Origin of the sequence: Mesorhizobium sp. B1-1-1 (assembly GCF_006442955.1) — a bacterium.
GTDB lineage: Bacteria > Pseudomonadota > Alphaproteobacteria > Rhizobiales > Rhizobiaceae > Mesorhizobium.
In genome coordinates this window covers 272,433-285,937 of record NZ_VFWW01000002.1, presented here as the reverse complement: position 1 = coordinate 285,937, position 13,505 = coordinate 272,433, and the positions used below count along the sequence as shown (strand labels likewise).

General features: G+C 59.9%; 12 protein-coding genes. 2 read left to right on the top strand and 10 right to left on the bottom strand.

The window, feature by feature from the left end; all coding sequences use genetic code 11:
- Positions 1 to 14: 14 nt before the first annotated feature.
- The 3 genes from FJ986_RS04375 to FJ986_RS04365 all read right to left on the bottom strand — a co-directional run bounded on the left by FJ986_RS04375 (position 15) and on the right by FJ986_RS04365 (position 5,004).
- Positions 15 to 1,121, bottom strand: coding sequence for an OmpA family protein (locus tag FJ986_RS04375; protein WP_140566538.1), 1,107 nt, complete (start codon positions 1,119 to 1,121; stop codon positions 15 to 17).
- Between the two features lie 246 nt (positions 1,122 to 1,367).
- Positions 1,368 to 4,043 carry an autotransporter outer membrane beta-barrel domain-containing protein gene (locus FJ986_RS04370; protein WP_140566536.1) on the bottom strand — a complete coding sequence of 892 codons (2,676 nt, stop codon included), beginning with the start codon at positions 4,041 to 4,043 and terminating at the stop codon, positions 1,368 to 1,370.
- Positions 4,044 to 4,278: 235 nt separating this feature from the next.
- Complete coding sequence (locus FJ986_RS04365) at positions 4,279 to 5,004, bottom strand: hypothetical protein (RefSeq protein WP_140498312.1); 726 nt, start codon at positions 5,002 to 5,004, stop codon at positions 4,279 to 4,281.
- 189 nt (positions 5,005 to 5,193) lie between these two features.
- Between FJ986_RS04365 and FJ986_RS04360 the strand changes: the two genes are divergently transcribed.
- Positions 5,194 to 6,648 (top strand): caspase family protein, encoded by a 1,455-nt coding sequence (locus FJ986_RS04360; RefSeq protein WP_140498313.1) that lies wholly within the window; start codon positions 5,194 to 5,196, stop codon positions 6,646 to 6,648.
- Between the two features lie 823 nt (positions 6,649 to 7,471).
- Positions 7,472 to 7,771, top strand: a complete 300-nt coding sequence (locus FJ986_RS04350) for a DUF1236 domain-containing protein (RefSeq protein ID WP_140515085.1) — start codon at positions 7,472 to 7,474, stop codon at positions 7,769 to 7,771.
- Positions 7,772 to 7,938: 167 nt separating this feature from the next.
- On the opposite strand, the gene FJ986_RS04345 is transcribed toward FJ986_RS04350, so the two are convergent.
- The 7 genes from FJ986_RS04345 to FJ986_RS04315 all read right to left on the bottom strand — a co-directional run bounded on the left by FJ986_RS04345 (position 7,939) and on the right by FJ986_RS04315 (position 13,461).
- Complete coding sequence (locus FJ986_RS04345) at positions 7,939 to 8,304, bottom strand: hypothetical protein (protein WP_140524764.1); 366 nt, start codon at positions 8,302 to 8,304, stop codon at positions 7,939 to 7,941.
- Positions 8,305 to 8,720: 416 nt separating this feature from the next.
- Positions 8,721 to 9,164, bottom strand: coding sequence for a transposase (locus FJ986_RS04340; RefSeq protein ID WP_224681797.1), 444 nt, complete (start codon positions 9,162 to 9,164; stop codon positions 8,721 to 8,723).
- 88 nt (positions 9,165 to 9,252) lie between these two features.
- Positions 9,253 to 10,197 carry an agmatinase gene (speB, locus tag FJ986_RS04335; protein WP_140524765.1) on the bottom strand — a complete coding sequence of 315 codons (945 nt, stop codon included), beginning with the start codon at positions 10,195 to 10,197 and terminating at the stop codon, positions 9,253 to 9,255.
- 61 nt (positions 10,198 to 10,258) lie between these two features.
- Entirely contained in the window at positions 10,259 to 11,269 is a 1,011-nt protein-coding gene (locus tag FJ986_RS04330; protein WP_140649842.1) for an agmatinase family protein, read from the bottom strand.
- 41 nt (positions 11,270 to 11,310) lie between these two features.
- Positions 11,311 to 12,129: an amino acid ABC transporter ATP-binding protein gene (locus FJ986_RS04325; RefSeq protein ID WP_140557328.1), complete on the bottom strand. Its 819-nt coding sequence runs from the start codon at positions 12,127 to 12,129 to the stop codon at positions 11,311 to 11,313.
- A gap of 30 nt (positions 12,130 to 12,159) precedes the next feature.
- Entirely contained in the window at positions 12,160 to 12,810 is a 651-nt protein-coding gene (locus FJ986_RS04320; protein ID WP_140498320.1) for an amino acid ABC transporter permease, read from the bottom strand.
- 3 nt (positions 12,811 to 12,813) lie between these two features.
- Positions 12,814 to 13,461 carry an amino acid ABC transporter permease gene (locus FJ986_RS04315; RefSeq protein ID WP_140557324.1) on the bottom strand — a complete coding sequence of 216 codons (648 nt, stop codon included), beginning with the start codon at positions 13,459 to 13,461 and terminating at the stop codon, positions 12,814 to 12,816.
- Positions 13,462 to 13,505: the final 44 nt, after the last annotated feature.

Here is a 13,505-nt window from a genome sequence, read left to right as displayed (position 1 = left end):
CAACAGATCCTTCCTCAGTTGACGAGCTTGGTGGCGGAAAACTCGATCCGCCGATTGAGCGCCTTGTTCTTCGGCGTGTCGTTGCCGGCGACTGGGCGTTCCTCGCCGTAGCCGGTCGCCGTAATCTGCGTGCGCGGAATGCCCGCTCCAACAATGGCGTCGGCCACTGCCTGGGCCCTGCGCTCCGATAAGCGCTTGTTCTCTGCAACCGGTCCATCGGCATCGGTGTGTCCGGAAACTTCGACCTTTAGGCCTGGGCATTTGCTGACGACACCGACGACCTCAGCGAGGAGCGGGCGGCTTTGGGCATCGAGCCGCGCGCTCGCGGGGCGAAAATAGATCGCCCCGGTACGGGACAGCACCGCAAACCTGTTGAGGCATTCCTCATCGTTGAAGTTGGTCTTCGTCGCATCGGTGGCGACGGGCCCGACCTCGGTGCTTGCCGCAACGGTCTGGGCGGGGGGCGGCTTGCTTCCGTCGGCCGTGAACACGAAATCGAACGACACCGATGCGGTAGGAACAATGTTGGTCACACTGGCCGCCTGTTGGAGTTTGTCGACATTGGGCAATAGACCGAAGTCTTCCACATGCACCGCGACAGGGGCCTCCGAGGCGACCGACACCATGGTGTCGCTGACCATGGTCACCACGACATTGGCCTCAAGATCCTTGTCGACCCCATGCAGGTTGAGACGGAATGGAAGAACCGCCTTCATACGTCGCTTGGTGGCGAGGTCGGCAAATGCCGCCGGATCCACTTTCGCTGTCAGTTCGGCGGTTGGAAACTTGTAGGTCTCAAAGAAGAGGAACCGCATCCGGACATTGCGCAGGTCGACCCCGGTATCGACTGAGTTGAGGTCAAAGGAGACCTTGGCGTCGCCGGTCGAAGTGAGGCTGCCGGAAATATTCCTGATCTTGTTGGTTTCGACGATCGTGTTCTTCTTGACCGACTGATAGGTGAGGACCGAAGCGGTCGGATCGAGCGCCCAGTTCGTCTGCGCGTTCGCCGTTCCCAGTCCGGGCAAAAACAACACGAACAACGAAACGATCAAGCCAAGCGTCTTCGCGGCGACTCTGCTTCTTGACCGTGCTTTGCGCCAGACTCCGAGAACTTCGAACATGGCTCCCCCTGCCTACGACAACAGAACCCCGTATCGACATCACGACCATGCGGTGTCTCCAGAGAGCATAGAGCACTTGCTGCCAATTGGCGAGCATCCCGGTTGGTGTGTTTGGCCAGCCCGCGATCCCGGCATCGCGATACCGCACCTTGCCTGAGTGCGGGGGATTCGAAGGTCCTGCTATTCCCATCCCAAAGACGTCAGGAACTCAGCGCGGGCGCGGATGATCCGCGGATCGAGGAACCGCTAGAAAGCTATCTTAAGTCCGAGCTTGGCGCCAATAGTGGAGCTATCCGACGAGGCCTTACCACGGACTTCGCCGTTGACGGTCGTCAACTCCGAAACTTTCAGGTTGAACCCCGTCGATAGCGCCACGGAAAAATCCGCATCGTCGAAGGCGATCGTCCTGGTACCGATCTCGGTCGTGTTCTTGTAACCGAAACGCTGCTGCAATTCGCCACGCGCATAGGGGCTGAACACCATACCGTTGCTCAGCGTGTAATCGCCATAAATGCCAGGCTCGAACTTGATGGCGCCAAATGAAAGCCGGCTCTTGCCGAACTGATTGCCACCGCTGTCAGTGTAGGGATCGCCGCGGAATGAAACACCAAGCAGGCCGCCACGCAGATCGAAACGGGTGCGTTCGCCCAGCGCGAAGATGTGGCCGACAGATCCCGTGACCGCGTAGCCCTCGGTGTCATAGCTGCCGGTGGTGTCAAGCACCCCGTTCATCACGTCGCTTCGGCCGAAGAAACCGGAGGCCGAGACCAGCGCGTAATTGTAGTCCTTGCGCAACAGTGCGTAGCCGCCGAACAGTCCGGCCTTGTTGTTACCTTCCCCTATGGCATCAAATCCCTGGAAGGCTCCGAGATTGACGTCAGTCGAGGCGTAGCCGGCGAATACACCGATGTTCAGGCCATACTCATTGTCGAACTGGAAATGCTTGGCGGCATTGAAGTCCAGGCTGATGGCAGCCGAAAAATCATTGGCATCGAAGCTCGGGCCGGGGCCATTCAAGCCGCCGCCACTGATGTTATAGCCGTCATGCTCGGTATGAGCGAACTGGCCGGAAGCAAAGACCCCGAAGCTCGAAGAAACCGGTACCATTCCAGATCCGGATGCAGGCGAAAGGTGGAGGTCAGCATCGATCGCGTCGCGGTTTATGCCGTAGAGAGCGTCGAGTGCCACCTCGACCGCGCCCGCGTTGGTCGCGCTGGTCGGCGCCGCCGCAATGCCGAAACTGGCCGGCGTGGCACGCAGGAACAAGCCGCCATTCGGGCCGTTTACGATCTCATAGCTGAAAAGCGAACCCGGCGTGCCGGAAATACTTCCGAGACGGAAGGTGCCGGCAACCGGTCCGCTGGCCGAGACGATGATCGGGATATTGGTCACTTGGGCGAATTGGGGGGTGCCCAGCAGATTGACAATAATGGTGCTGGTGCCGGCAGCCGAAAACGCATTGGCAACGAGTTGATCCGACCGTAGCGTCTGTTGGTTGATGTCGAGGCCGATGGTGGCGCTGTGGAGGGCGAGGCCGCCGAGCATCAACACGTCGTCGGCGACACCGTCCATCATGTTGATCAGGGAATTTGTCGCGATGATCGAACCCGGCATAGTGACGTTGCCGTTGATGAACAGCGTTGAACCGTTACCGAGGTTGAGTTGGTTTATGCCCTGCGTGCCACCGCTGAAGCGAAGGGTCGAATGGTCGGCCGAAAAATTGTCGAAGCCGGCAAAGTTCTGGCTCTTGCCGCCGGCGGCAAGGTCGGTGTCGACGACTGTGCCGTTGGCGCCTGTACCGCTGAATAGCACCCCGTCGCTAAGGATGAGCGGCTCGACGGCGCCGATATGATCGATGGTTAGCGTGTTGGGTCCAAGGCCGGTAATGTCACCCTCGATCGTGCCACCCGACAAATGGACATGTTCGGCGTCGATGCCGCCCTTTATGTCGCCGCCGACGACCGAGACGCTGTCGAAGCCTAGGCCGCCGGTGATGTTGCCGCCTGTCGTGGCGCCTATGGTTCCGCCGTTTATGTTGACGGTGTCGTCGCCGTCATTGCCGAATATGCTGCCGCCAATGGTGGCGTTGCCAGCGACCATTATCGTGTCGTTTCCGCCCGCTCCGTCGAGGTCGAGGTCGACCGCGGCACTGCCGCTGACGCTGACCCGGTCATTGCCAGCCCCGGCATCCAGGGCATCAACTGTGCCCCCCGCAATGATGATGGTATCATTGCCATCGCCCCCGGAGAGAACGCCGACGGTCGGCGCACTGAAAAAAATTCCCTCCTCGGTAGTGAGGATGCCGATCGATAACAGGTCGTCACCACTGCCGCCGGTCACGTTGCCAACCTGTGTACCGTCGCCGAATATCACGACGCTGTCGGCACCATCTCCAAGGTCAATGTCCTGAATACTGCCGCTCTGGATGACGACCAGGTCATCCCCCGCCCCGGTATTGAGATTGGCCGCGACGGTTGGGGCGTACGGAACCCCCAAGAAATCCCCATAGAACATCTCAAACCGGTCGTTGCCGCCGAGGAGTTCGATTGTACCGTCCGCCGGCTGCAAGGAGGTCGACCCTCCCGCAGGCAGGCCGCCTACACCGGGTGTTGTCGCCGCTTTATCGGTCAGGAGGCCGCCAAAAATTCTCACGACGTCGTCGCCATTGCCGTCGTAGTCGTTGACGATGACTTCCGACGAGTTCTCGAACCCGCTAAATCGGGTGGTGAATACGCCATCGACGTCCTGAAAATCCCCGGTCGTCGTGCAGTTCACGGTAACCGATGTCGCCTGGAAGGGAGTGCCGCCGCCGTTTGCAGTAGCGGAGCAGGCCGCCGCGCCAGAGACTTGGAACGTGGACGCCGCCGCTAAGGCGAGCAACGAGACTCCCGTCAATTGATAGGCCTCGCGCGACACTCTCATTCGACCCCACCTTACGAGAAATCGATACCGTCACAAATCAAGGCAATTAAATAGATCAACGATCCATCTCATGGGATCGTTGACTGCTTAACCGGCACTGTACGCGTCGCGTTGCTGGACGGCAATGGTTTGGCGTTCGCTCTCAGGAGACTATAAGGCTATCTGTGGCGACAAGGACACTATCGTAAACTTAAATGAACCGGTCAAAAGCAGTGGACAATCTTCAAAGGCATCATTAAAGATCAGAATAGGCCGCCGAAACAGTCAGATCTCCCGCATGTGCGATCTTGCGATGGTAGCTTGCCCATATTTCGCCACCACACTGCTCAACCCAGCGGTGACAGAACGAGAAATCGGTAGGGAGGTCCAGTTCCGGCGTCACAATCTTCGCAAATGGCGTCAGGAAATTCTCGAACTGAGCGGTGTACTTGCTCTTTCTGTAACGAGACCGGTCCACCGTCTCGGGTAACTTCTCGATTATGGCCGTCACGCAGTCGCGGGAGACCAGAAAGATGCCCGTGCCGCATGACGTTACCCGGACAAAGCCTTCTTGCTCTTGCCGAGGTTCGACGACGGTTCCGATGAACTCCAGGCTTTGCGCAAAGGCTTTGTCGAAGGGCAGTGTCGAGAGGGAATGGAGTTTGCGCAGATCGATCCGGCGCCGCGGATACAGGGTGCCGACGACTTGCTTGTCCAGCGCCAGCATCGCCGCGATAAGATCAGGTGAAAAGCCCATGTCACTGTCGATCATCAGAATGTGACTGCAATCCGGTTTATTGTAGTAGAAATTCGTGAGCAGATAGTTCCGCGAAAATGGAATATCCGTGTACTCGATTTCCGACAGCGTGAAGGCGTAGTTGGACAGGCTCTTATGAGTTAAGGCCGCGAACAGGCTGCGAACGAACACGCTTTTGTAGGCTGCTCCATAAACCGGCAGCGCAAGATTGATCTTGGTCGGCATCTTGTCCTCCACAGTCCAATGACTGATCGCATACAAATCCCTTTTCCCTATCTTTGACAGGATTCTTGGTATAAATTTTGGTGACCTTCGCCGGTATGGGGCAGGCGCTCAGGCTGATTGCGGTTGCGTCGTGGTGCGTTGGGAAGTTGCTGGACCAAGATTGAGGCAGGCCGGAGCGAGCGTGCTGACATGACCCACTGCAACGGACTTCTGTTTCGTGTCCCACTGTTTCTCATTTTCCTGCTTCTTGGCTCAGCTGGTGCTCGCGCCGCGGTCGAGCCGACCGCGGCGCCGCAGCCACGCAACCGGCTAGCGATCGTCATCGGGAATTCGAACTATCAAAGCAGCCGACTTGAGCATCTCCCCAATGCCGCAAATGATGCCGCAAAGCTCTCAGAGAGCTTGAAGCGGCTAAATTTTGAGGTCCTGACGGGCACCGATCTTTCGACCCAAGATTTTTCCAGAATCTTTCGAGAAGCTGATGCAAGGCTGCCTACCGTCAGCGCAGTTTTGATTATCTACGCCGGTCATGGCGTGCAGTTGAACGGCGAAAACTACCTGCTCCCGGTCGATACGCCCGATCCTGAAAGCCTGGAAAAACTCACCGCCACGGCCATCAAGCTGAATGATGTGATCGCGCGGTTCGCGCGCCGCGACCGCCAGACGTTCATATTCCTGGACGCGTGCCGCAACAATCCGCTCGGTGCCGGTGCCGGCAATGGTCTGGCGCAAGTTGAAGTCGGTGAAAACACGTTCGTTGCCTTTGCCACCCAGCCAGGCAATGTCACGGCCGATGGCGGCGGCGAAAACAGCCCGTTCACCATTGCGCTGCTGAAGAATCTCGAGATCCCCGGGCTCAGCATTTCGGATATGATGATCCGCGTCCGCAACGAAACCGAAGCGTTGACGGTTGGCCGTCAAGTGCCGTGGGATCAATCGAACCTGCGTGAGCAGTTCTATTTCACGGAGCAACAGGTACTCGATCCGGGACAGTTGAGCGCAAGCCTTTCACGCATCCTTGCGGACCCTGCGGCAAAGAAGAGATTGCAAGTCGAACTTGCCTCCAATGACCTGCAGACCGCCGTGCTAATCGTCGGACAGACGTTGCGGTCGGTCGAGATTCCGGCACCGTCCGCCAGTTCACCGGAGCCGGTTGGCACACAGGTCGCCAATCTGTCTCCGACCGAAAGGGTTGAGGACGCTCGCCAAAGCGTCGTCTCCGGTCTCGAAACGCTCATTGTCGGCGCATCTATGGGCGAGGCGGACAAAGACAAGACAGCCGATCTTGCGCGCAACGTTCAGACCGAACTTCGTCGCTTGGGTTGCTACCGGATGCAGATTGATGGAGATTGGGGCACGGGTTCAATCCGTGCTCTCACCGACTACTACAAGAATACCAAGCAAGTCGCGGCGACGACGGAGCCGAGCGTCGGACTGCTGGGCGATCTCTTTTTGCGCTCAGGCAGAATCTGCAAGCAGCCGGTCATCGTGAAGGCCAAGCCGGCTAAGATAGCGTCGGACGCCGCCCCTTCACGAAACGGCTCCGTACGGACGACTGCGAAACGCTCGCAGGCCGCCCCGAGACGTCCCGCGCCTCCCCCACCGGACATCAGTGGCGGCATAGGCATTGGTGGTGTGTTTTAGCGAGCCGGTCAGCAATGGGCCGCGCTCGAGTTCCAGATCAGGTGCTGCAGCCCAACAAGATGATCAAGCGTCACGGTAACGAGCGCCACGCTGGAATTCGAGGCGAAAAGCTGCGCGGATGATGAAACTGTCCGACCCCGGCCCCTGAGACGGGCGATCATATGCTGGCGTAATTATTCATTCATATTCGGTGGCTCAGTACAAGGTAGATAGCGGGGACTAACATCAACCAGCCCCCCATTCCCAACACTACCAAAATCGCCACGCGCTCGGTTCGCCTGACAAGGTCGGCAATGTTTTCCTCGTTCGTCAAAGAAACAGCGTCCAGTAGCGCAGGCGCATGATCATCGTTGTCATTTGCCGGTTGGTTTGCGTTGCCACTCTCATTGGTTCTCTGGATCGATGTCATTGTCTTTTGCTCACCAAACATACTGGAAATAGAGGGCCCGCCAGCCACCGAAGCGGCTTGCGGGCCCTATCAGCACAGGAAGGGACGTAGCTGTGCCGATCCACGACATGTCAGCCAAGGAATATGCCGATCACCAAAAATGTGACGGCTGCGGCGAAAGTTGGCGCGAGCAACCAACGCGCTTGGCCAATGCTTTTATCCATCTGCTTTCTCCTGATTTGGAGAAGCAACTAGCCTAGCCCTAAGCCGTTCCGCCTAGTCTCAAGAGATAAGACCATTGCGTTTTGTGATCGGCCTTTGGTCTGGTCAGGATTCCGACTGAAGCCTGATCGAGGAACGTTCGGCCTGCCGACGTGTTCAGTTGCCTGGCGCACAGAAGACTTGTGCTGTCGCCGGAACAACAGGAGAAAAACCATGAGGATCCCCCTTACCAGCACCGCTGCCGCGCTATTGCTTTTGGCCGGCGTCGGCGCAGTTGCGGCACAGGATGTTGTCATCACACCGGAACAGGACACCGTCGTGCGCAAATACGTGAAGAAGCAACCGCTGGCTTCCGTGAACCTTCTCGGACTTGAGCTGAATGTCGGCACGGCTCTGCCGGACACGGTCGAGCTCCATGAGGTCCCCAATGTCAAATACCGGTATGTGGTGATCGACAACCGCACGGTTTTGGTGGACCCGGGCACCCGCAAGATCGTCAAAGTCTACGACTGAGACCTAGAACGAACCCGACCTCCGCCATAGCTGGCGGCGGGTTGGGTATGTCAAATCGCCATTCGGACAGTTGAGATAAACTCCTGAAGTCGAGACGTCGCAACCCCCTCGTGGCGCGCCTGGTGGATCTCTAGAACACGCGCTCAACTCGACTTGGCACAAGGTACTTACTTCCTGGTGATCCAATCCAGCAAGCCAACTTCGACCTGATCGCACCCGGCGTATTCGAGTACCAGGGTCTTAGCCAGATCGCGCCATCGACATTTGGGCGCGTATGTTCCCAACACCAAATCTTTGAACACTGCCCGGAGAACATCGGCATCGAACGCTGAGATAGCGAAGGGAACCGGGTCTGCATCCTCCCAAGCTCGGGAGGTGTCATCGCCATGGCTTTGGCGCAGGCGTTTCAGAAGCTCGCGTGATGTCGCGAGCACGCGTCGGGAGTGATCAATATCGCGCGGAAATGCGGCGCGACGTGGCAGGAAGGTGGCTTCAATAGCCGCCCGCGCAATGTCCGTATGGGTATCGAGCATCGCTGCCTCCCTTAAGCAGTTATCGGGGCTGCACCTTCTTAGGTGCTGAGCTGCGAATCTCAGTCATCAGCCCTTGCTCTCGGAGCCGAGCTGTCTTCGCATCCCGTGCCGCCCGCTCGACCTCGATCGACTCGCGCGCAACATCCGAGGTGCGCTCTTTTCTCTCGTGCCTTTTTTGTCGGTGAACCGTTGCCTTCTCCGCATCGTCGCCCCGATCTGACGGTCCCGCGGTGTTGTCGCACAGAACGATTGTGGCCAGATGCGGGCGACCTGGGAGGTGTTTCACCTGCCGAGCCAGCAGCCGCTGCCGCTCGGGCTGCGACTGTTTTGCGAACCGTCTAAAAGGTTGGACATCATGGCCAAGCCAATCATCCACTTTGAAATAATAGGGCGTGATCCTGCGAACCTGCGCCGCTTTACGCGGAACTCTTCGGATGGGAATTCGAGATCGGCGGATCGGTCTCGCCGCTTGTTCCCGACGCAACTATGGCTTCCTTGCCCCGCCTCCGGGGCTCAATCGGTAGCAGGGGCGTTGGAGGCGGGAGAAATTTTGATCCGGATGTAGTCCCGCTTCTCGGACGTGGTGCGCTTTTCAGAGCCCCCTTTAGAAACTCAATTTCCAAGGCTTGCCGGCCTACCAGCCGCTCCAGCGCTGCGATCCGCGCCTCATAGGTCTGCATCGTGTCGGCCGCCGCCACGTCTTCGTCGAAGGAGCCGGCCTCGTATTTCTGAACCCAGATGCGGATCAGGTTACGCGGCAGTTCGTGCCGCTTGGCGAGACCATGCAGCGTCTCGCCGGACAGGAACTCCTGCACTACCTGACGTTTGAACTCGATGCTGTGCGTGCGATAAGCCACCATGGGCTTCCATCCTTCGAAAGCCCGGCTTCCAAGTCAATTCTGCTTGTTCATCCTGTCCGGTCCGAGGGGCGCACTCCACACATGGGTCTCATTTAGCCGGTATTTGCATCGTCATGACGCAGAGAAGCTCGAACAGGAGGGTGGCACCGGTTAGCGCGGTGACGCCCGAAGGATCGAGCGGCGGCGAGACTTCGACCAGATCGGCGCCGATGATGTCGACGCCGGCCAGCGCTCGGATCATCTTCTGGGCCTCGCGCGTCGTTATGCCGCCGATCTCCGGGGTGCCGGTGCCGGGGGCAAAAGACGGATCGAGCGCGTCGATGTCGAACGAGACGTAGGTCGGCGCGTCGCCGACGATCGAGCGCGCCTCGGCCATCACCGTGCCCACGCCGCGCTCCATGAATTCCTCGATGAAGATGATCCGGATGCCGGCCTCGCGGGCGAAATCGTAGTTTTCCACATCGGAGATCGCTCCTCGGATGCCGATCTGGACCATGCGCTTGGGATCGAGCAGGCCTTCCTCGACGGCACGGCGGAACGGGGTGCCGTGATTATAGCGGTTGCCGAAGAACTCGTCATAGGTATCGGAATGGGCATCGAAGTGAATGAGGCCGGCCGGTTCCTTGGCGATGCCGCGCAGGATGGGCAGCGTGATCAGATGATCGCCGCCGACGACTAGAGACCGGGCGCCGGAGTGGTGGACGTTTTCGAAGAAGGCGCTGATCGTGTCCAGCGAGCCGGGCAGGTCGAGCGGGTTTACAATCACGTCGCCGCAGTCGCCGGCACGCACCTGTTCGAAAGGCGAGACGCCCGTCACATGGTGGACGCGCCGCACCAGGCTGGATTGGTTGCGGATTTCGCGCGGTCCATGGCGCGCGCCCGGCCGGTTGGTGGTGCCGCCGTCGAAGGGGACGCCGATCAGCGCGATGTCGACCTGCTCGGGGGTAGCCATGGGCAGGCGCATGAAGGTTGAAGGGCCGGCAAAACGCGGAACGCTGCCGGAATCGAGTGGCTGGAAATTTGTAATGCTCATGGTCTTGTGTCCTGTTGGCGCATCGGGTCGCTTGACCGCGAGGCGCACTCCGAAGGTGGTGCTATTTCTGTTGGAAGTCGGACCTGTGGGCGTCGCGCCAGGCGTTCTGCTTGCCGGCGCGCTTGGCCGCGAGGCAGAACAGGGCCTCGGCCAGCAGCCGGCCGGCCAGGATGCTGGTGGTGCCGCTGGAAGCATCGAAATCCGGCGATACCTCCACGAGGTCGAACCCAGCAAAGCCGTCGCGGGCCACTATTCTTACGCCGCGAATGATCTCGCGCGAGGTAAGGCCGCCTGGTTCGGGGCTGTTGGTTGCAGGGGCAAAGGCTGGATCGACGCCGTCGATGTCGAGGCTGATATAGAGGCGCGCGCCGTCGGCACTGGCGATGGCGCGTGCGCGTTCGGCAACCGTTTCGATGCCGAGGCGCTCGACTTCCTCCATGGAAAACACGGTGATGCCGAGCTTGCGGTAGAGCGGGGTCCATTCGAGCAGGTTGCGGGGGCCGCGCGCGCCGATGACAACGATGCGGCGGGGGGCCACCTTGTCGAGTTCGGCAATGCGCAGCAGGGGCGAGGCGCGGGTGAGGCGGTCGCCGCCGAAGGATTCGCTGAGATCGAGATGGGTGTCGAAGACGATGAGCCCGACCGGGGTGTCGCCGGCATCGGAGACCGCGCGTACCGCCGGATAGCTGATGCCGTGATCGCCGCCGATGGTCAGCGGCACCGCCCCGTTGACCAGCACCGCGGCAAGCCGCGCTTCGAGGCGGGCGTAGCTGGCGGCATTGTCCCCCGGCACTACATCGATGTCGCCGGCATCGGCGACGGTGATATGGGCCAGCATGTCGAGGTCCCAGTCGAAGCTGTAGCTGCCGTAAAGAAGCGAGTATTTGCGGATTTCCTGCGGGGCGCGGCGGGTCGCGCCGCCGCGAAAGGTGGCGATGCCGTCATAGGGCATGCCCACCACCACAGCGTCGGCGGAAAGACCCGCCAGATCGCGCACATAGGGAAATGCCATGAAGGGTGGCACGTCGCCATACATGCGGGGAACACCTGCCGGGCTCAAAGCTTCGCTCATGGTACGGTCCTCCGTCTTGTCGTGTCGATTGTGCCGCTGCCCTACTGGCCGGCGGCGGGCTCGCTCTGGAACAGCATGTTGCGCTGTCTCCAAGTGTCGAGGAATTCACGCAAGCGCGGGCTTTGCGGATCGTTGAAGAGTTTGGCGGGCGGGCCCTGCTCGATCACCTTGCCGCGGTCCATGAAGACGACACGGTCGGCGACCTGGGCGGCAAAGCCCATCTCGTGCGTCACCACCACCATGGTGATGCCCTCGACGGCCAGTTGCTTCATGGTGTCGAGAACCTCGCCGACGAGCTGGGGATCGAGTGCGGAGGTCGGTTCGTCGAACAGGATCACATGCGGCTCCATCGCGACCGCCCGGGCGATGCCGACGCGCTGCTGCTGGCCGCCGGAAAGCTGCGAGGGGTAGCGCTCGGCGAAATCCGCGAGGCCGACCTTGGCCAGCGCACGGCGCCCGCTTTCCTTCGCCTTGGCGGCGGGAGCGCGCTTGGAAAGACGCAATCCCAGCGTCACGTTATCCAGCACTGTCATATGCGGCCATAGGTTGAAGTGCTGGAACACCATGCCGACGTTGCGGCGCACGGAATCGATGTTCTGGTCGCTTTCTCGTACCAGTCCTTCGGCACCGCGCTTGTAGCCGAGCAACCGGCCCTCGATCTCGATCTCGCCGCTCGTATATTCCTCGAGGAAGCTCGCGCAACGCAGCAACGTGCTCTTGCCCGACCCCGACGGTCCGATGATGCAGACGACCTCGGAGAGGTTGATGTCGAGCGAGATCCCGGACAGGGCCGCGAATGTGCCGAAATCCTTGGTCAGATTCCGGATCTTGATGACGGGCTCGGTGGTTTCAGTGGCCATCGTTTATTCCCAAATTGGTGGTTGAGCGGCCTAGAACCGCACCCGGCGCTCAACATATTTGCCGAGCTGCGCGACTGCCTCGACCAGCAGCCAGTACAGTAGGGCGGCGGCGAGATAAGGTTCGATGACCGCGTAGGTCTCGTTGACGAATTGCGTCGTGTTCTTGGTCAGCTCGGCAACGGTGATGATGGACAGCACCGCGGATTCCTTGATGAGGATGATGATCTGGTTGACCATCGGTGGCGTGATCATGACCAGCATCTGCGGCAGCTTGATATGGCGGATGATCTGCGTGCCTGAGAGCCCGGCCATGCGCGCCGCCTCGATCTGGCCTTTGGAGATCGACTGGAAACCGGAGCGGAAGATTTCGGCGAAATAGGCGGCACCATAGAAGCCGAGGCCGAAAACACCCACCGCTTCGGCACTCAGCCGGAGGCCTATGCTCGGGCCGCCATAATAGAGCACGAACAGCAGGATCAGGATCGGCAGGCCGCGCATGATCTCGATATAGGCACGAACGGCCCAGCGCAGTGGCGTGAACGGCGTGCTCTCGAGGCAGGCGAGCAACAGGCCGATCGCCAGTCCGAGGGCTGTGGCAAGTGCGCAGATCCAGGCCGTCGTCGCCAGGCCGGCCAGCATCAGCGGTCCGTATTGCACCCATAGGTCGAAGAATTGCGCCATGGCTCAGGCCCTCCGCGCCAGCCGTTGCTCGGCCATGCGGCCGATTAGCGACAGAAGGAAATTGATGACGATATAGATGACGGCGGCGGTGATGTAGATTTCGAACGGGCGATAGGTGGTCGCGACGATCTGCTGGCTTACCCGCATCAGTTCCGTCACCGCGATAACGGAGACCAGCGATGAGTTTTTCAGGATGCTGATGGTCTCATTGACCAGCGACGGGATGACGAGGCGCAATATCTGGGGCACGAGTATATGCTGGCGCCCCGCCCATTTGCGTATGCCTACCATGCGCGCCGCCTCCAGTTGCCCTGGTGGAATGGCCAAAAGTCCGCCGCGAAATATCTCGGCCTGGAAGGCGATCGTGTTCAGGGTCAGCGCGAGGATGGCCGCGAGGATGGGCGCTACATTGATGCCGATGAGCGGCAGCAGATAATAGATAATCAGCAACTGCACGAGGATGGGCGTGCCGCGCCACACGCTTTGATAGATGCGCGAAAAGTAGCGCAGCCACGTCTTCTTCGAGGTGACGCCGAAGCACAGGACGAGGCCGAGCGGCATGCCGAGGATGATGGCGACGCCCGACACCAGGATGGTCATGCCCGCGCCCCAGAGCATGATGGGCAGGTTGTTCTGGATGAGGGCGAACATTGCCAAGTCGTCAGACCTTATGGACTTGAGGCCAGGCTTGCAGC

What these genes read in the sequence shown, in the direction of transcription:
- FJ986_RS04345 (WP_140524764.1), bottom strand. Translation starts at nt 8,304, where the DNA reads ATGCTCGATACCCATACGGACATTGCGCGGGCGGCTATTGAAGCCACC.
- FJ986_RS04375 (WP_140566538.1), bottom strand. Translation starts at nt 1,121, where the DNA reads ATGTTCGAAGTTCTCGGAGTCTGGCGCAAAGCACGGTCAAGAAGCAGA.
- FJ986_RS04340 (WP_224681797.1), bottom strand. Translation starts at nt 9,164, where the DNA reads ATGGTGGCTTATCGCACGCACAGCATCGAGTTCAAACGTCAGGTAGTG.
- FJ986_RS04330 (WP_140649842.1), bottom strand. Translation starts at nt 11,269, where the DNA reads ATGAGCGAAGCTTTGAGCCCGGCAGGTGTTCCCCGCATGTATGGCGAC.
- speB (WP_140524765.1), bottom strand. Translation starts at nt 10,197, where the DNA reads ATGAGCATTACAAATTTCCAGCCACTCGATTCCGGCAGCGTTCCGCGT.
- FJ986_RS04360 (WP_140498313.1), top strand. Translation starts at nt 5,194, where the DNA reads ATGACCCACTGCAACGGACTTCTGTTTCGTGTCCCACTGTTTCTCATT.
- FJ986_RS04315 (WP_140557324.1), bottom strand. Translation starts at nt 13,461, where the DNA reads ATGTTCGCCCTCATCCAGAACAACCTGCCCATCATGCTCTGGGGCGCG.
- FJ986_RS04325 (WP_140557328.1), bottom strand. Translation starts at nt 12,129, where the DNA reads ATGGCCACTGAAACCACCGAGCCCGTCATCAAGATCCGGAATCTGACC.
- FJ986_RS04365 (WP_140498312.1), bottom strand. Translation starts at nt 5,004, where the DNA reads ATGCCGACCAAGATCAATCTTGCGCTGCCGGTTTATGGAGCAGCCTAC.
- FJ986_RS04320 (WP_140498320.1), bottom strand. Translation starts at nt 12,810, where the DNA reads ATGGCGCAATTCTTCGACCTATGGGTGCAATACGGACCGCTGATGCTG.
- FJ986_RS04370 (WP_140566536.1), bottom strand. Translation starts at nt 4,043, where the DNA reads ATGAGAGTGTCGCGCGAGGCCTATCAATTGACGGGAGTCTCGTTGCTC.
- FJ986_RS04350 (WP_140515085.1), top strand. Translation starts at nt 7,472, where the DNA reads ATGAGGATCCCCCTTACCAGCACCGCTGCCGCGCTATTGCTTTTGGCC.